Below are 17861 nucleotides of genomic sequence, written 5' to 3' on the forward strand. Positions count from 1 at the left end.
GTTCTGTGAGTCCCTGGGGCCGATGGTGAGCGTCGATCGACGCGCATGACCATCACATGAATGGCCCCCGGCCCACGAGCGCCCGGGTTTGACCGCGAACCGACTGAGATGTCGTCGGGTGCGGCGCTGTTCTCGTGCGAGAACCGAAGGAACACCCATGCCCAAGAACAAGAAGCCCGCGGGCGGCCGTGCCGCCAAGAACTTCGAGCCCCGCTACGGCGAGCGCTCGCAGGGGTCGTACCAGGATCGCAAGCGCCGGACCGAGTCCTCGGCGCCGGGTCGCTCCGCTGCGGCTGCCGGCAGCCGCAGCCCGGGACATCGGGGATACCGTCCCGAGAGCGACGACAGCGCGCCCAAGCGCCGGTGGAGCGCTCAGGAGAAGGCCGGTCGCGACGAGGCCCGCGGCATCCGCACGCACGGCGGCGCCGAGCGTTCGGGGCGTCGCCCGGCGGACGCGCGACCCGAACGCCGCACCGACCGGATGGACCGCGTTCCGCGCGATGACCGCCGCACGTTCGGCGACGCGCGACCGTCGACCCGCGACGACCGTCCGCGTCGGTCCTTCGATGAGGATCGTCCGCGTCGGTCCTTCGACAACGATCGTCCCCGCCGTTCCTTCGATGAGGATCGTCCGCGCACGTCGTTCGACAACGACCGTCCGCGCAAGTCGTTCGACAACGACCGTCCGCGTCGGTCGTTCGACAACGACCGTCCGCGTCGGTCCTTGGACAACGACCGTCCCCGCAAGTCGTTCGACAACGACCGTCCGCGTCGTGATCAGCAGACGCGCCCGGTGCGCACGCGTGCACAGGATGACCGCGTCGACGTCGTTCACGACCGGCTTCAGGCGCAGGCCGTCCAGGCGACCGTGGTCGAGGGCGCGACCTTCTCCGACCTCGGCCTCGGCGACAACATCGTGCGCGTCCTCGCGGACCTGGGTGCGGCATCGCCGTTCCCCATCCAGGCCGCCACGATCGGGCCGATCCTCGCCGGAACCGATGTGCTCGCCCGAGGCCGCACCGGTTCCGGAAAGACCATCGCGTTCGGGGCTCCGCTCGTCGAGAGCATCCTCCGTTCGCAGGCCGGTAAGCGCCGGGCCTTCGGCCGCAACCCGCGCGCCCTGATCCTCGCCCCCACCCGTGAGCTGGCGCTGCAGATCGACCGCACGATCCAGCCCATCGCGCGCAGCGTCGGCCTCTTCACCACGCAGATCTACGGCGGTGTTCCGCAGGGCCGACAGGTGGGTGCGCTGAAGAAGGGCGTCGACATCATCATCGGCACCCCCGGCCGCATCGAAGACCTCGTCGAGCAGGGCAAGCTCGACCTGTCGGACATCGAGATCGCCGTCCTCGACGAAGCCGACCACATGTGCGAGCTCGGGTTCCTCGAGCCGGTTCAGCGGATCCTCCGCCACACGGCGGACGGATCGCAGAAGCTCCTCTTCTCGGCGACGCTCGACCGCGAGGTCGCCGCGCTGGTCGATGAGTTCCTCGTCGAGCCGGCCGTCTACGAGGTCGCCGGTGAGGACCAGGACTCCGGAACGATCGACCACCGCGTCCTGGTGATCGATCACCGCGACAAGGCGGAGATCCTCGCGTCTCTCGTGGAGCGGGAGGGCAAGACTCTCGTCTTCGCCCGGACGCGCGCCTACGCCGAGACGCTCGCCGAGCAGTTCGACGATGCCGGCATCCGCGCCCTCGCCCTGCACGGCGACCTCAACCAGGCCAAGCGCACCCGGAACCTCGAGCGCCTGACCTCCGGCCGCGTTCAGGTGCTCGTCGCGACCGACGTCGCCGCCCGCGGGATCCACGTCGATGACATCGATCTCGTCGTGCAGGCCGATGCTCCCGACGAGTACAAGACCTACCTCCACCGTTCGGGCCGGACCGGCCGCGCCGGTCGTGCCGGGACCGTCGTGACGCTGATCACCCGTCAGCGTCGCCGCCGCATGAGCGAGCTGCTGGACCGGGCCGAGATCGACGCGCCGTTCGAGGATGCACGCCCCGGCGACGACCTCCTGGAGGAGCTCTCGGGTCGCCAGGCATCGAACGTCGACGCCTGAGTCAGAACAGCATGGCCGGGGCGGACGCCGCGGCTCGGCCCCGCGCGGTGGTCACCACCGTCGCGGCGGTCGACCGTCGCTGCGCGAGCCCCGGCATCCCCGCCCCGCGAGGGCTGTCGTCCTCGGCCTGTCCGCCGAGACCATGGCGGCGCAGGAGCGGGCGGACGCGCTTGGCGAGCCACGTGCGATAGGCCTTCGACGCGTAGGCCGCCGCTCCCGGGTAGAGACCGCGGTAGGACGAGACTAGCTCCGGGTGCTCCTGCTCCAGCCAGCGGAGGAACCATTCCTTCGCGCCCGGGCGGAGGTGGAGCGCTCCGAAGACCACCCGCGCCGCGCCCGCCTCGGCGATGCGTCGCAGCGCGTCGTCCAGGGCGGGCACCGAATCGGTGAGGTGCGGCAGGATCGGCATCAGGAAGACCGTCACCCGGAATCCGGCGTCCGCGGCGGCGCGTACGGTCTCGAGGCGTGCCGTCGCAGACGGCGTCCCGGGCTCGATCGCCCGTTGCAGCTCGTCGTCGAAGACGGCGATCGACAGCGCGATGGTCACCGGGACTTCGCGTGACGCGTCGACGAGAAGCGGAAGGTCGCGCCGCAGCAGAGTCCCCTTCGTCAGGATCGAGAAGGGTGTGCCCGCATCCGTCAGCGCCGAGACGATCCCGGGCATCAACCGATATCTGCCCTCCGCGCGCTGGTAGGGGTCGGTGTTCGTTCCGAGCATGACCGGATCGTGCAGCCACGTCGGGCGCGCGAGCTCGCGACGCAGCACCTCGGCGACATTGACCTTCACGACGATCTGACTGTCGAAGTCGCGCCCGGCGTCGAGCTCGAGATACTCGTGCGTGCCCCGCGCGAAGCAGTAGGTGCACGCGTGGCTGCACCCGCGGTACGGGTTCACGGTCCAGTCGAACGGGACCCCGGATGCTGTCGGCACGTGGTTCAGGGCGCTCTTGGCGAGCACTTCGTGGAAGGTCACGCCGGCGAACTCGGGGGTCGTCACCGACTGCACGAAGCCGCCCAGGTGCTCCATCCCGGGGAGGGCCCCGGCATCCGTCTCGCCCAGTCTCTGTCCCTGCCATCGCATACTCTCAGGGGAACAAAAATTCGACGTTAAGTCAAGAGGCGTGCGACCAGAGTAGAACGATGCCGATGAGATCCGGTTCCGGGTCGTGCGAGACCCGGTGGGCGGGGGACAATGGCCGACGTGCTCCAGGCCGGATCCCCCGAACCCGCCGCCCGCCACGCCGGTTCCGCGCGCGGCGCGCGGATCGGCGTGGGCGCGGCCGTGCTCGCGGTCGCGGTCCTCCTCGTCGGCGCCTCCGCGACGCTGACCACCCTCGCCGCGCCGGCGCCGGCGCCGGCCGCGGCAGATGCCGCAGTCGAGGCCCCGCAGTCCGCGACCATGCCGGTGGTGGAGGTGCCCGCTTTCGGAGGGCCGATCGCGTCGCTTCCCGTTCCCGAACAGACGGCGCTCGCCGCGGCAGTGGATCCGTGCGCCCTCCCCGATGTCGTCGGCGCGCTGGAGGTCGGAGACGACGAGGCGGTCGTCGCCGCATTCGGCGGTGCCGAACCGTTCCGGGTGGCGGTGACGGAGGACCGGGCGCCGTGTGTCAGCCTCGACGACCCGGCGCGCACGTGGATGGTCGTGAACAAGGTGCGCCCGTACGCGCCGATGTCGTTCCGGCCGTCGGCGCTCGCGATGCCTGAGGGGGTCCGTTCGCTCAGCGGAGGGGCTCTGCACGAGAAGTCCGCGGCGGCGCTGGCGACCATGACGGCCGACGCACGCGAGGCCGGAGTGGGCGAAATCGCCCTCGCGAGCGGCTTCCGCTCATTCGAGACGCAGACCGACACCTACCGCAGTCACGTCGCCGGTCGCGGCGTGGAGGGGGCGGATCTGGTGAGCGCCCGACCCGGGTTCAGCGAGCACCAGTCCGGTTTCGCCGCCGATGTCGTGCCGTGCGACGGCGGATGCGGCACGCTCGACGACCTCGCCGGCAGCCCTCAGGGCCGCTGGGTGCACGACAACGCGTGGCGCTACGGCTGGATCGTCCGCTACGGCGAGGGGATGACGGACGTGACGGGCTACGTCCCGGAGGCATGGCACCTGCGCTACATCGGTCCGTCCCTCGCGCAGGAGTATCACGCCGGTGGGTGGGAGTCGCTCGAGGAGTTCTTCGGGCTGCAGCCCGCGCCGGACTACGTCGGCTGATCCCGCGGTCACGGATGCGGGTGGAACTGAGTACCCTGGCATCCGGGATGCGATTTCACGGCATCCGTTTGCTCGAAGACGAGAGGACCACGCCATGGAGCGCGACATCTACGACGAGGATCACGAGGCGTTCCGCGACGTCGCGAAGGAGTTCGTCAAGCGGTACGTGACCCTGGCCGACATCGCCCGCTGGGACGCCGCGGGCGAGATCGACCGCGACACGATGCGCGCCGCCGGTGAGTCCGGTCTCATCGGACTCTCGGTGCCCGAGGAGTTCGGCGGCGCCGGCATGCTGCAGGACTACCGTTTCCGCGCGGTGGTGAACGAGGAGATCATCGCCGCCGGTGCGGGAAGCCTCGCGGGCGCCTTCGGCATCCAGGACGATCTCGCCGTTCCCTACCTCGTGCACATGGGCACCGACGAGCAGAAGCAGACCTGGCTGCCCCGCATGGCGACGGGTGAGGTCATCGGGGCGCTCGCGATGACCGAGCCGGGCGCCGGAAGCGATCTGCGCGGCATCAAGACGACCGCGAAGAAGGTCGACGGCGGCTACATCGTCAACGGTGCCAAGACGTTCATCTCCTCCGGCGCGACCGCCGACATCGTCGTCACCTTCGTCAAGACCGGCGAGGGCGACCGCCCCGATGCGTTCAGCCTCCTGATCATCGAGACCGCGTCGGAGGGATTCGACCACGGCAAGAAGCTGCACAAGATGGGCTTCCAGGGTCACGACACCGCGGAGCTCAGCTTCAGCGACGTGTTCGTTCCGGACGCGAATCTCATCGGCGGTCGCGAGGGCCAGGGGTTCGTGCAGCTCATGATGAACCTGCCGCTGGAGCGCCTCTCGATCGGCGTCGCCGCGGCGGCCGCCGCGCAGGCGGGCCTCGACTGGACGCTGACGTACACGAAGGAGCGCGAGGCGTTCGGTCAGCGCATCATCGACTTCCAGAACTCCCGCTTCGCCCTCGCCGACATCGCCACGACCGTCGACGCCCTGTGGGCGTACATCGACCGCGCGCTGCTGGCCTACCGAGACGGCAAGCTCACGGCCGAGGAGGCGGCGAAGGTCAAGTTCTGGGCGACCGAGCGCGAATGGGACGTACTCGACGCGTGCGTGCAGCTCCACGGCGGCTACGGCTACATCATGGAGTACCCGATCGCGCGTGCCTTCCTCGACGCCCGCGTCCACCGCATCTACGGCGGGACGAACGAGATCATGCGCGAGATCGTCGGGCGTCAGCTCGCCGGCAAGCGCTGAGCGAGCCGCGTCGGGGTCACCCCGCAGGCCTGTGTCAGGCCGGGGTCCACGGGAAGGTCGCCGTGAACACCGCGGCGGATGCAGTCCAGAACAGGATCGTGAAGACCACGTCGCGCGCGCGGAACGGCACCAGATGCCGCTCCGTGCGCCCCGCGTAGGCGCCGAAGGCGCGGGCGTCCATCGCCAGCGCGACGCGCTCGGCGTGCCGGATCGCGCCGGCGAGGAGCGGGACGACGTAGCTCGTCCAGCGCCGGGCGGCCGCGACCGGGCCGCGTCCTCGATGCGCGCCCCGCACGCGGTGGGCCTGGCGGATGACCTCGAGCTCGTGACCGAACCGGGGGACGAAGCGGAACGCCGCGAGCGCCGTGTACCCGATCCGGTACGGCACCCGCAGCTGCTGGACGCTCGCGCGCACCAGGTCCGGTCCGGTCGTCGACAGCCCGGGGATGAGCGACAGGGCGAGGATCGCCGCCAGTCTCAGGCCCGTCGCGAAGCCGATCTCCAGGGCGCCGGCATAGAGGGTCCACGCGCCGATCTGGAGAATCGGCGCGGTGTCGTCGACCAGAGCGGCATCCGTCCACAGAGAGAGGCCCAGGCCGATCGCCAGCGCCACCGCGGGGATGGCGAGCCCGAGGATGAGCGCGAGGCGCACCGACATCCGGACCCCGATGAGTAGGACGAGGTAGCCGAGGGCGAGGAAGACGACGGGCGTGCGCAGGTCGCGGACGAACACCAGCAGGACGATCGCGGGAAGGATCGCCGCGACCTTCGCGAGCGGATTCAGGCGGTAGAGGAAGCGCCAGGGTGCGGCATCCGTCATCTCCCGGTAGGGGTCGACGACCGCGGTGGGCGCGGTGGCGGGAAAGCTCACGACGCGCTCCCGTCGGGGCCGGTCACGAGCGGGGTCTCGGGATCGAGCGGGGCACCGGGCAGGTGCGGGGCGCCGGGCAGGTCGGCGACGCGGGTCGCCGCCGCCAGGTGCGGATGTCCCGCCACGCCGTGCAGCGCGCGCGTGAGCGGCGGCATCCGCAGGCCCGCACGGTCGATGAGGTCGGCGTCGGCGAACACCTCCGCCGTCGTCGCGTCGGCGAGGATCCGCCCGTCGGCCATGACCACGACCCGTTCGGCGTGCTCGGCGACGAGCTGCATGTCGTGGGTGACCACGATGACGGTCGTGCCGTCGGCGTGCAGATCGCGAAGGAGCGAGAGGAGTTCCTCGGCACGCGCGCGGTCCTGCCCGAAGGTGGGCTCGTCCAGCGCGAGGACGCCGGCGCCCGCCACGAGCGCCGTGCCGACCGACAGGCGTCGCTTCTGTCCGCCCGACAGCAGGAACGGGTGGACGTGCGCGCGCTCGGCGAGACCGAATCGCTCGAGCAGGGCCGTCGTGCGCTCGCGCACCTCCTGATCCGATGCGGCGACGCGGCGCAGGCCGTGCGCGATCTCCTCGAAGACGGATGCCGTGATGAACTGGTGCTCGGGATTCTGGAAGACGAAGCCCACGCGCTCGGCCCGCGTGCGCTCGTCGAGGCGGGCGATGTCGTCGCCCCCCACGCGCACCGTCCCCTTCGGCGACGGGAGGACCCCGGCCATCGCCTGGACCAGCGTGGTCTTGCCCGCTCCGTTGGCGCCGACGACGGCGACGAAGGAGCCGCGCGGGATGTCGACCGAGACGTCGTGGAGGACCGGGGTCTTCCCACGCCGAAGCGTCAGGGTGCGGACCTCGACCGCCGCGTCGGCGGTGACGGCGGCGGGTGCCGGGGTGGCGGCATCCGCGATGATCGCCGGCGCGGGATCCGGCGCCGGCTGCGCCTCGAGCGCGGCGCGGAGCTCGTCCGGTGTCAGGGGGAGCGGATCGAAGGTGTAGCCGGCGCCGCGCAGGCGGAGCGCGGCGAGCGTCGAGGTCGGGAGCCAGACGCCCAGCGCGGCGAGGCGCTCGGCGTCACCGCGGAGCACGGTGTCGGTCGGGCCGTCGGTGAGGACGACGCCGGCGGCGTCCAGCACCACCACGCGCGTGACGAGGGCGACCGCCGCGTCGAGGTTGTGCTCGATGAGCACGATCGCCCGCTCCGGATCACCCGCGACCTCCGCCAGCGCCTCGTAGACCTCGTCGATGCCGCGAGGATCGAGGTTCGCCGTCGGCTCGTCCAGCACCATCAGGCGGGACCCCATCGCGAGGGCGCACGCGATGGCGAGACGCTGCCGGCCGCCGCCGGACAGGCGGTCCGGGTTCTCGGTTCGCCGCTCCCACAGGCCCACCCGGCGGAGCGCCGCCTCGGCGCGGGCGAGGACATCGCCGACCGGCAGGCGGAGGTTCTCGGGTCCGAAGGCGACCTCGTCGAGGAGCGTACCGGTCACGAGCTGGGCGTCGGGGTCCTGGAAGACCATGCCGACGTGTCGTGAGAGCCGCGCTACGGTGCTGGCGGAGGTGTCGAGGCCTGCGACGACCACGGATCCGTCGAGGGTGGCCGGGACGGCGTGCGGGATCAGGCCGTTGAAGGCGAGCGCGAGGGTGGACTTGCCCGATCCGCTGGGGCCCAGCACGAGCACCACCTCGCCGGGCGCGACGTCGAACGACACCCGGGCCGGCGTCGCGGCATCCTCTCCCTCGTGGGTGATCGCCACGTCGCGCAGGCGCGCGAGCGGGCCGGGCCCGGAAGGTGAGCCGGAACCGGGCGCGGGGAGCGGGTGTGCAGTCACGGCGGGCCTCGGTAGGTGAGTCTCACCTAACCTACCGCGGCGGGTCCCGGCGTGTTCCGGTCAGCGGCGGGCGACGCCGGCGCGGCGGAGAGCGACGCCGATGCCGAGGCCGAGCGCCGTCCAGGCGACCGGGCCGAGCACCGAGACGACCAGGTAGACCACCTGCGCCCAGGTCGGGAGCGATGCCAGGTCGGCGGCGAACGCGACGACGACGGCGACGAGGATGCCGATGATGATCGCCGAGATGAAGAACCGCCACGCGTCCCACACCCGGTAGCGGGTGAGGGCGGCGACGAGCTCCTGGATCCCGCCGAAGAGCAGCGCCGTCCCGAGGAAGCGCAGCGCCCACTGCGGTGCCATCGCGCTGGCGACGAGTGCGGCGAAGACGTGGGAGAGGAGCGCCACCCAGGGGAGTCGGATGACCTCCTGGGCGATGATGCCCGGCAGCACGTGGGAGCCGAGCACGATCCCGTACAGGATCGGGACCGCCAGGAGCACCACGGGGGTCACCCACCCGGCGATGCCGCCGAGGAGTCCCGTCGCCACTCCGATCGCGGCGCTCGTGAGGAGCACGCGTGTGGAGAGGACGGAGGTTCGGGCCACGGTCCTCAGCGTATCGCCGGTGGGCCGGGGTGCGGATCGCGTGCGGCCGGGAGAAACCCGGGCGCGGTCAGACGCGGCGCTTGCGACGCGTGAGGCGGACGGCGGGCATGGGTGGAGCGGGGATCCGCTCGTCGCCGTGGTCGATGACCGCGCCGAACCGCTCAGCACCGCTCTCCCATGCCTCGCGCGCCTCGACGATCTCGTCGTGGCTGCGGCCGACGAAGTTCCACCACATCACGATGTCGTCCTCGAACGGCTCGCCGCCGAGGAGGAATACCCGAGCCCCATCGGTGCTCTCGATCTCGACGTGGTCCCGGGAGAGGCCGAGGTAGAGCAGATGCTCGCCGTCGAGGTCGACCGGATCGTCGGCCCCCTCGACACCCGTGGCGACCCGCAGATCGCCCTCGACGCCCATCAGCGCGTGCTCCCACGCGGGATCGAGAGGGATGCGGATGCGGGATGCCGGCGGCACCGCGATCTCGGCACCGACGATCGGGGTGTAGGTCGTGGCGGGGGAGGAGACGCCCCCGAGGGTGCCGAGGACCACGGTCGCCGTGCCCGGTTCGCCCGCCGTCGCCTGCAGGGTCACCTCGGGGAGGTCGCTGTGCTGCTCGAATGCGGGAACGCCGTGACGGCGCGACTCCGGCAGCGCGACCCACAGCTGCAGCGCGTCCAGCGGTGTGGCCTCCTCGCCGAGGGAGTACTCCGAATGCGCGATGCCGGCGCCGCTCGTCATGAGGTTGAGCGCCCCGCGTCGCACGAGCACGTCGCTGCCCACCGAGTCGCGATGGCGGACGTCGCCGACGAACGGCCACGTCACCGTCTGCAGCCCAATGTGCGGGTGCGGTTCGACGCGCATCCGCGTGACCTGCGGCCCGAACCGGTCGAGGAAGCACCAGGCCCCGACGAGCGGCAGGTCGCGCTGCGGCAGCGCCCGGCGGACAGACATCGCCCGCACACCGCCGAGGGGCACCTCCCGGGCTTCGAGCAGCAGGGCGCGCGGGCCGTCGCACTCGGAGGCGGTCTCTGTGGCGACGGCGTCGTCGGTGTCGAGGCGGGTCATCCCGGGCCTCAGCCTTCGGAGGCCCCGGGCCGGGGCGTCGGCCAGTCCACCGTGAGCCCCTCGACGCCGTTCTCGCTCAGGTACTTGGCCACGAACGGGCAGTAGGGCCGGACCGTCTCTCCGCTTCGGGCCACGTCGGCCATGGCCCCGGCGACCAGGATGCCGCCGAGTCCCTGCCCGCGGAAGGCGGGGTCGGTCTGGGTGTGGGTGAACCGGAGGCGGCCCTTCGGGTCGGTGCTGAACTCGCTGAAGCCGGCGAGCTCGCCGTCGACGTGGATCTCGTAGCGCCCGGCCTCGTCGTTGCGGGTGACGGTCGTGTGGTCGTTGTCGGTCACGGTGGTCCTCTCGTCGTGCTCCTCAACGTAGGCGCGCGGCGTCCGATTCCGCCAGTGACTGGCAGACTCGGGGAATGCCCGCGACCCTGACCGACTCTCTCGCGTCGGCCGCCGGCGATGCGGATGCCGTGTACGACGTCTTCGTCGACTGGGCGACGGAGCGGGGGTTCACCCTCTACCCCGCGCAGGACGAGGCCGTCATCGAGCTGGTCTCGGGCGCGCACGTGATCCTGTCCACCCCGACCGGCACCGGCAAGTCGCTCGTCGCCGTCGCGGCGCACGCCGCCTCGCTCGCCCGAGGCGGCCGCACGTACTACACGGCGCCGATCAAGGCCCTGGTGAGCGAGAAGTTCTTCGCGCTCGTGGAGATCTTCGGCGCCGACAAGGTCGGCATGGTCACGGGCGACTCCTCCGTCAATCCCGACGCGGCGATCGTCTGCTGCACGGCCGAGATCCTCGCGAACCTCGCCCTCCGACAGGGGACGGATGCGGCGATCGACCAGGTCGTCATGGATGAGTTCCACTACTACGGTGACCCCGAGCGCGGGTGGGCCTGGCAGGTGCCGCTGCTGACCCTCACCGACACCCAGTTCCTGCTGATGTCGGCGACGCTCGGCGACGTCACCGCGATCGCGGACGACCTCCGGGAGCGCACCGGGCGACCCGTCGCGGAGGTCACGGGCGTGGAGCGCCCCGTGCCGCTGCACCACGACTACGAGCGGATGCCGGTCCACGAGGTCGTCCAGCGCCTGATGGATCAGCGCGAGACGCCGGTGTACATCGTCCATTTCTCGCAGGCCCAGGCGGTCGAGCGCGCGCAGGCCCTGTCGTCGGCGAAGGTCGCCACGCGCGAGCAGCGCGACGCCATCGCCGAGGCGATCGGCGGATTCCGCTTCACCACCGCGTTCGGCAAGACCCTGTCGCGCCTCGTGCGCGCGGGGATCGGCATCCATCACGCGGGCATGCTCCCGCGCTACCGCCGCCTCGTCGAGACGCTCGCGCAGCGCGGGCTCCTCCGTCTGATCTGCGGCACCGACACCCTCGGCGTCGGCATCAACGTCCCCATCCGGACGGTCGTGATCACGGCGCTGTCGAAGTACGACGGCACACGGATGCGGCAGCTCTCGGCGCGCGAGTTCCACCAGGTCGCCGGGCGCGCGGGCCGCGCTGGATACGACCCCTACGGCAACGTCATCGTGATGGCGCCGGAGTGGGAGATCGAGAACGAGGCGGCCCTGCGGAAGGCCGGCGACGACGCGGCGAAGCGGAAGAAGATCGTCCGGAAGAAGGCGCCGACGGGTGTCGTGAACTGGGGTCTCGGATCGTTCGAGCGCCTGGTCGCGGCGACACCCGAACCCCTGACGCCGCACATGCAGATGACCGCGGCGATGCTCATCAACGTCATCGGCCGAGGCGGCGACGTCTTCGGCAATGTCCGCGCACTGGTGTTCGACAACCACGAGCCGCTCGCGCGTCGGTACGAACTCGCCCGGCGCGCCCTGGCGATCTTCCGGACCCTCCGTGCCGCGGGCATCGTGGAGGTCGACCGCGCGGGCGCGGAGCCCGTGGTGCGGCTCACCGTCGACCTGCAGCCCAACTTCGCGCTCAACCAGCCGCTGTCGCCGTTCGCGCTCGCCGCCATCGAGCTGCTCGACCGCGACAGCGGGGCGCCGCAGGAGGACGGCGCGGGCTCGGGCCACTACGCCCTCGATGTGGTCAGCGTCATCGAGGCGACGCTCGACGACCCGCGCGCGATCCTGTCGCAGCAGGAGTACCGCGCGCGTGGAGAAGCGGTCGCCGCGATGAAGCGCGACGGCATCGAGTACGACGAGCGCATGGCGCTGCTCGAGGAGATCACCTACCCCAAGCCGCTCGCCGACCTCCTCGCGCAGTCGTTCGAGGTCTTCGCGTCCAGCCAGCCGTGGGTGCGCGACTTCGAGCTGTCGCCGAAGTCGGTGGTGCGGGACATGTTCGAGCGGGCGATGTCGTTCGGCGAGTTCGTCGCCTTCTACCAACTCGGACGCAGTGAGGGTCTGGTGCTGCGCTACCTGTCCGACGCCTATCGCGCGATCCGGCAGACGGTCCCCGCCGAGGCGCGCACCGACGACCTGATGGACGTCATCGAGTGGCTCGGCGAGCTCGTCCGTCAGGTCGACTCGAGCCTCGTCGACGAGTGGGAGTCGCTGACCCACCCCGCAGCCGAGAGCGACGACGCGCCCGTGGTCCCGCCCGCGCCGCCGTCGGTGCTCACCAACCGTCGCGCGTTCACGGTCCTCGTGCGCAACGAGCTCTTCCGCCGCGTGCAGCTGGCGGCGCTGCAGGACGACGATGCGCTGGTCGCGCTCGACCCCGACGTCGACTGGCCCGCTGCCCTCGACGCCTACTTCGACGAGCACGAGGAGATCCTCACCGGGGGCCCCGCGCGCTCGCCGTCGCTCGTCCGCATCGACGAGACGGATGCCGCCGCCGGCCGTTGGGTGGTCGAGCAGACACTCGACGACCCCGCTGGCGACCACGATTGGCGGATCCGCGGCGAGGTGGACCTCGCGGCCTCCGTCGAGGAGGGCACCGCCGTGCTCCGGGTGAACGAGGTCGTCCGCCTCTGACCGTCGATCCGCTCGCGGAGCCGACCGTCGTCACGCGCGCCACCGCCCCGGGAGCGGCTGCGCGTCGGGCGTGAGGGCGCACCCGTCGTCCCAGGGGAACCGGCCTTCCTCGTCGGTGTAGACGAGCTGCAGCAGCGGCACGGAGGCGTGATCCGGACGGTGGTAGTGCCGGTTGGCGGTGAACGCGATCTCGCCGGGGTTGGGCACGCGCTGCACCGAGACGCGCCGCGGCCCCACTTCGAGGTCGAGCTCCATCCCCGGGACGAGGTGTGCGCCGTCGAGCACGGTCGCCGCCACGTCGTTGAGCACCCGACCCGCGGTGTTCATGGACACCCCGGTGATCGCGAGCTCGGGGTGCCCGATGCCGAACAGGCCGGCGGTGTATCCGAACGCGGGGTTCTCGCCGGACTCGGCGCACGCGCACCCCGGCAGGGAGCATGCCCCGCCGACGTAGGTGATGTACACCCCGTGCCGCCGGATCATGTCGGCGACGTGCGCGTCCTCCTGGTCGAGCCAGGCCAGCTCTGCGTCGGTGATGTCGAACATCGGACTTCCTTTCCTTGCGCCTTCGGCGAGGCGATGTTCGAAGATCTCACACCCGTCCGACATTCATATCGAACATCTGTTCTCCACAGGTCGCGGTCCCCCTCGGGGTCGTGTCGGGGCCGCCGGTTACGCTGGAGGAATGCCGCGTCCCGTCGAACCCACAGGCCCCGGGGCATACCTCGACGCCCCGCCGTTCGACGACGCCCCGCCCTTCGACGGCGTCCCGCCGGACGAGTGGGCGCCCCCCGAGGACGACGGCTGGATGCCGCCACCCGAGCCGTACGGGGCGCCGGGGGCTCCGTCCGCCGCCGCGCCGCCCGGTCCCGTCGCACCCCCGGTCCGCGACTTCACCGGTACGGCGCCCACCGACGTCCTCCGCGAGGTCTACGGGTACGACGCCTTCCGCGGCGATCAGGCCGCGATCATCGACCAGGTCACGGGCGGCGGCGATGCGGTCGTCCTGATGCCCACAGGCGGGGGCAAGAGCGTCTGCTACCAGGTGCCGGCGCTCGTCCGGCCCGGGACGGGGCTCGTGGTCAGCCCGCTCATCGCGCTGATGCACGATCAGGTCGACGCACTCGTCGCCAACGGCGTGCGGGCGGCGTACCTCAACTCCACGCAGGATGCCGCCGAGCGCCGCCGCGTCGAACAGGCCTACCTGACCGGCGGGCTCGACCTCCTGTACGTCGCCCCCGAGCGCCTCAACACCGACTCCGCCCGCCGCCTCCTCGGGCAGGGCCGGCTCAGCGTCATCGCGATCGACGAGGCCCACTGCGTCTCGCAGTGGGGGCACGACTTCCGCCCCGACTACCTCGGCCTCGGCGACCTCGCGGAGCGTTTCCCCGACGTCCCGCGGATCGCGCTGACCGCGACAGCGACGCCCGCGACCCACCGGGAGATCTCCGAGCGACTCCAGCTCCCGACCGCGCGTCACTTCGTCTCGAGCTTCGACCGCCCCAACATCCAGTACCGGATCGAGGCCAAGAGCGACCCGCGCCGCCAGCTGACCGCGTTCATCCGATCGCAGCCCGAGGGCGCCGCGGGAATCGTCTACGCCCTGAGCCGCAAGTCCGTCGAGCAGACCGCGGAGTACCTGAGCGCGCAGGGCATCGACGCCCTGCCGTACCACGCGGGTCTTCCGGCCGAGACGCGGGCGGCGAACCAGTCCCGCTTTCTCCGCGAGGACGGCGTCGTGATGGTCGCGACGATCGCGTTCGGGATGGGCATCGACAAGCCCGACGTCCGCTTCGTCGCGCACATCGACCTGCCGAAGTCCGTCGAGGGGTACTACCAGGAGACCGGTCGCGCCGGCCGCGATGGTCAGCCTGCCGTCGCGTGGATGGCCTACGGACTCGGCGACGTGGTGCAGCAGCGGCGGATGATCGACCAGTCGCCCGGCGACCGCACCTACAAGATGCGACTCGGTCAGCACCTGGATGCCATGCTCGCCCTCTGCGAGACGGTCGGATGCCGCCGCCAGAACCTCCTCGGGTACTTCGGCGAGGATTCGACCCCGTGCGGCAACTGCGACACGTGCATCGAGGCCCCCGACACGTGGGACGGCCTCATCCCCGCGCAGAAGCTGCTCTCGACGATCGTGCGACTGCAGCGCGAGCGCAACCAGGCGTTCGGCGCGGGTCACCTCATCGACATCCTCCGGGGCGCCTCGACCGACCGCATCCGCCAACAGGGGCACGACGCCCTGTCGACGTACGGCCTCGGCGCCGACCTGTCGGATCAGGATTGGCGGAGCGTCATCCGGCAGCTCCTCGCGCGCGGCATCCTCGTCGCGCGGGGAGAGTACGGCACCCTCGCGCTGGGCGAGAGCGCCGGCGGCGTGCTCCGCGGCGAGACGCCCGTGCCTCTCCGTCGTGACACGATCGGCCGGACCTCCGCACCCCGCGTCCGCCGCGCGGCCGCGCCCGACGGGGTGGCAGCGGGCGACGTCCCGCTCTTCGAGGCGCTGCGCACGTGGCGCGCGGGTGTCGCTCGCGAGCTCGGCGTCCCGGCCTACATCGTCTTCGGCGACGCCACCCTGCGCGCGCTCGCGCAGCGGAGGCCGTCTTCGCTCGCCGACCTCGACGGGGTCCCCGGCATCGGCGCCAAGAAGCGGGAGGCGTACGGCGACGCCGTCCTGGAGGTCGTCGCCGAGCAGGCCGCCTGAGGAGGTCGTCCGACCGCGTCGCACGACCCGCCGAACGGCCCGCCTGTCGATCGGACACAATCGTGCCCGGCGCGAGGCCCCGGCATCCTTGTCGGTTAAGGCCAATGGAGTTTGCCCACTCTTGTGGGAGACCTACCGTTGAGCCAACCTTGCTCCTGTCCATCCCTCGAAAGGTGATGCACATGGCTGACGCCGCTGTCCGCACATCCAGGCCCGCCACCAACCGCCGCACCCCCGCCGGCGGTGCTCCCCGGGCACCGCACTCCGCCGCCGAGGCCGCGGAGGCCCGCATCGACATCGCCGCGGTGGAGAACATGCTCCTCGGCACGTGGGCCGAGACCCGCCGCGAGACCCGCGAGGCGATCAAGGACTCCGCTTTCTGGCAGGTCACGGGCCAGTCGAAGGAGGAGCACCGCGAGCGGGTCCTCACCCAGCTGCACATGCTCGTCGACATCGACGGGTCGCGTCGCGCGTTCCCCGCCGAGTACGGCGGATACGACAACAACGGCGCGAACATCGCCGGGTTCGAAGAGCTCGTCCTCGCCGATCCGAGCCTCCAGATCAAGTCCGGGGTGCAGTGGGGACTGTTCGGCTCGGCGATCTACCAGCTCGGCACGAAGAGCCACTGGGACCGGTGGCTCCCCGCGGTCATCTCGCTCGAGCTCCCCGGCGCCTTCGCGATGACCGAGACCGGACACGGATCGGATGTCGCGGCGATCGGCACCACCGCCACCTACGACCCCGACACCGAGGAGTTCGTCATCCACACCCCGTTCCGCGGGGCGTGGAAGGACTACCTCGGCAACGCCGCCCTCCACGGCAAGGCCGCCACGGTCTTCGCACAGCTCATCACCGGCGGCGTCAACTACGGCGTGCACTGCTTCTTCGTGCCGCTGCGCGACGACGACGGGAACTTCCTCCCTGGGATCGGCGGTGAGGACGACGGCGTCAAGGGCGGCCTCAACGGCATCGACAACGGGCGCCTCCACTTCGATCACGTCCGCGTCCCGCGCGAGAACCTCCTCAACCGCTACGGCGACGTCGCCCCCGACGGCAGCTACTCCTCCGACATCTCCAGCCCCGGTCGCCGCTTCTTCACGATGCTCGGTGCCCTGGTGCAGGGCCGCGTCTCGCTCGACGGCGCCGCCACGACGGCATCCGCCCTGGCGCTGAAGATCGCCGTCACGTACGGCAATCAGCGTCGCCAGTTCGACTCCGGCAGCGGCTCCGACGAGGTGACCCTGCTCGACTACGGCAAGCACCAGCGCCGCCTCCTGCCGCTCATCGCGCAGAACTACGCGCAGTTCTTCGCCCACGACGAGCTGCTGACGACGTTCGACGGCGTCTTCTCGGGGCGCAACGACACCCCCGACGAGCGGGAGAACCTCGAGACGCTCGCGGCCGCGCTGAAGCCGCTGTCGACCTGGAACGCGCTCGACACGATTCAGGAGGCGCGCGAGGCGTGCGGCGGACAGGGCTTCCTCGCCGAGAACCGTCTCGTGGGCCTGCACCACGACCTCGACGTGTACGTCACCTTCGAGGGTGACAACAACGTGCTGCTGCAGCTGGTCGGCAAGCGGCTCCTCGCCGACTACGCCCGGCAGTTCAAGGGTGCGGATGCCGCGGCGCTGGCGAAGTTCGCCGTCGGCCAGACCGCCGGGAAGGTGTTCCACGGCGCGGGCCTCCGCCAGCTCGGGCAGTCCGTCGCCGACTTCGGCTCCACCGCGCGTTCCGTCGAACTCGGCCTCCGCGCCGAGCAGCAGCACGAGCTGCTCGCCGGACGCGTCGAGCAGATGGTCGCCGACCTCGCCGCAGCCCTCCGCCCGGCGTCCAAGCTGTCACCGGCCGAGGCCGCGGCGCTGTTCAACCAGCACCAGGCCGAGCTCATCGAGGCCGCGCGTGCGCACGGGGAGCTGCTGCAGTGGGAGGCGTTCTCCGACGGGGTGAAGGCGATCCAGGACGAGGGCACGCGTCAGGTGCTCACGTGGCTCCGGGATCTGTTCGGCCTCCACCTGATCGAGAAGCACCTTGCGTGGTACCTCATCAACGGTCGGCTCTCGGCCCAGCGCGCGGCATCCGTCTCCCGGTACATCGGACGGCTGTGCACCCGCCTGCGTCCCCACGCGCAGGACCTCGTCGACGCCTACGGGCTCGCCCCCGAGCACGTGCGCGCACCCATCGCGTCGGGCGCCGAGCAGGAGCGACAGGACGAGGCGCGCGAGCACTACGCCCGACTGAAGGCTTCCGGCGACGCGCCGACGTCCGAGAAGGCGCTGCAGAAGAAGTAGGCCGCACTCCTCGGGGTGATCAGACCCCACGAA

13 protein-coding genes are annotated in these 17861 nt (G+C 71.3%); 6 read left to right on the top strand and 7 right to left on the bottom strand.

The features are described 5' to 3' along the window. The first annotated feature begins 157 nt into the window (after positions 1-157). Positions 158-2062: a DEAD/DEAH box helicase gene (locus ABXJ56_RS07565; protein WP_353999080.1), complete on the top strand. Its 1905-nt coding sequence runs from the start codon at positions 158-160 to the stop codon at positions 2060-2062. 1 nt (position 2063) lies between these two features. On the opposite strand, the gene ABXJ56_RS07570 is transcribed toward ABXJ56_RS07565, so the two are convergent. Next, entirely contained in the window at positions 2064-3143 is a 1080-nt protein-coding gene (locus ABXJ56_RS07570) for an Rv2578c family radical SAM protein (protein ID WP_353999081.1), read from the bottom strand. 111 nt (positions 3144-3254) lie between these two features. Between ABXJ56_RS07570 and ABXJ56_RS07575 the strand changes: the two genes are divergently transcribed. Together ABXJ56_RS07575 and ABXJ56_RS07580 are read left to right on the top strand one after the other, a co-directional pair. Then, complete coding sequence (locus tag ABXJ56_RS07575; protein WP_353999082.1) at positions 3255-4268, top strand: M15 family metallopeptidase; 1014 nt, start codon at positions 3255-3257, stop codon at positions 4266-4268. Between the two features lie 94 nt (positions 4269-4362). Then, positions 4363-5526, top strand: a complete 1164-nt coding sequence (locus tag ABXJ56_RS07580) for an acyl-CoA dehydrogenase family protein (protein WP_353999083.1) — start codon at positions 4363-4365, stop codon at positions 5524-5526. Positions 5527-5560: 34 nt separating this feature from the next. Here ABXJ56_RS07580 and ABXJ56_RS07585 read toward each other — a convergent pair whose 3' ends face one another. The 5 genes from ABXJ56_RS07585 to ABXJ56_RS07605 form a co-directional block, all read right to left on the bottom strand. Continuing rightward, positions 5561-6346 (bottom strand): energy-coupling factor transporter transmembrane component T, encoded by a 786-nt coding sequence (locus tag ABXJ56_RS07585; protein ID WP_353999986.1) that lies wholly within the window; start codon positions 6344-6346, stop codon positions 5561-5563. 47 nt (positions 6347-6393) lie between these two features. After that, the gene (locus ABXJ56_RS07590; RefSeq protein WP_353999084.1) at positions 6394-8223 is read right to left on the bottom strand and encodes an ABC transporter ATP-binding protein; all 1830 of its coding nucleotides are present in this window, start codon (positions 8221-8223) and stop codon (positions 6394-6396) included. A 60-nt stretch (positions 8224-8283) separates the two neighbouring features. After that, positions 8284-8826, bottom strand: a complete 543-nt coding sequence (locus tag ABXJ56_RS07595) for an ECF transporter S component (RefSeq protein ID WP_353999085.1) — start codon at positions 8824-8826, stop codon at positions 8284-8286. A 67-nt stretch (positions 8827-8893) separates the two neighbouring features. Continuing rightward, the gene (locus ABXJ56_RS07600; protein ID WP_353999086.1) at positions 8894-9889 is read right to left on the bottom strand and encodes a pirin family protein; all 996 of its coding nucleotides are present in this window, start codon (positions 9887-9889) and stop codon (positions 8894-8896) included. An 8-nt stretch (positions 9890-9897) separates the two neighbouring features. After that, on the bottom strand, positions 9898-10224 hold the full coding sequence (locus ABXJ56_RS07605; protein ID WP_435404963.1) for a GNAT family N-acetyltransferase: 327 nt from the start codon (positions 10222-10224) through the stop codon (positions 9898-9900). A 74-nt stretch (positions 10225-10298) separates the two neighbouring features. Here ABXJ56_RS07605 and ABXJ56_RS07610 point away from each other — a divergent pair, with 74 nt between their 5' ends. Continuing rightward, positions 10299-12830 (top strand): DEAD/DEAH box helicase, encoded by a 2532-nt coding sequence (locus tag ABXJ56_RS07610; protein WP_353999087.1) that lies wholly within the window; start codon positions 10299-10301, stop codon positions 12828-12830. A 30-nt stretch (positions 12831-12860) separates the two neighbouring features. On the opposite strand, the gene ABXJ56_RS07615 is transcribed toward ABXJ56_RS07610, so the two are convergent. Beyond that, positions 12861-13376, bottom strand: coding sequence for a DUF4262 domain-containing protein (locus tag ABXJ56_RS07615; protein ID WP_353999088.1), 516 nt, complete (start codon positions 13374-13376; stop codon positions 12861-12863). Between the two features lie 139 nt (positions 13377-13515). On the opposite strand from ABXJ56_RS07615, the gene recQ reads away from it, so the two are divergent. Next, positions 13516-15540, top strand: coding sequence for a DNA helicase RecQ (gene recQ / locus ABXJ56_RS07620; protein WP_353999089.1), 2025 nt, complete (start codon positions 13516-13518; stop codon positions 15538-15540). Positions 15541-15722: 182 nt separating this feature from the next. Next, positions 15723-17828, top strand: a complete 2106-nt coding sequence (locus tag ABXJ56_RS07625; RefSeq protein WP_353999090.1) for an acyl-CoA dehydrogenase family protein — start codon at positions 15723-15725, stop codon at positions 17826-17828. Positions 17829-17861 lie beyond the last annotated feature (33 nt).

This window comes from Microbacterium aurantiacum, assembly GCF_040532595.1.
GTDB classification, from domain to species: Bacteria; Actinomycetota; Actinomycetes; order Actinomycetales; family Microbacteriaceae; genus Microbacterium; species Microbacterium chocolatum_B.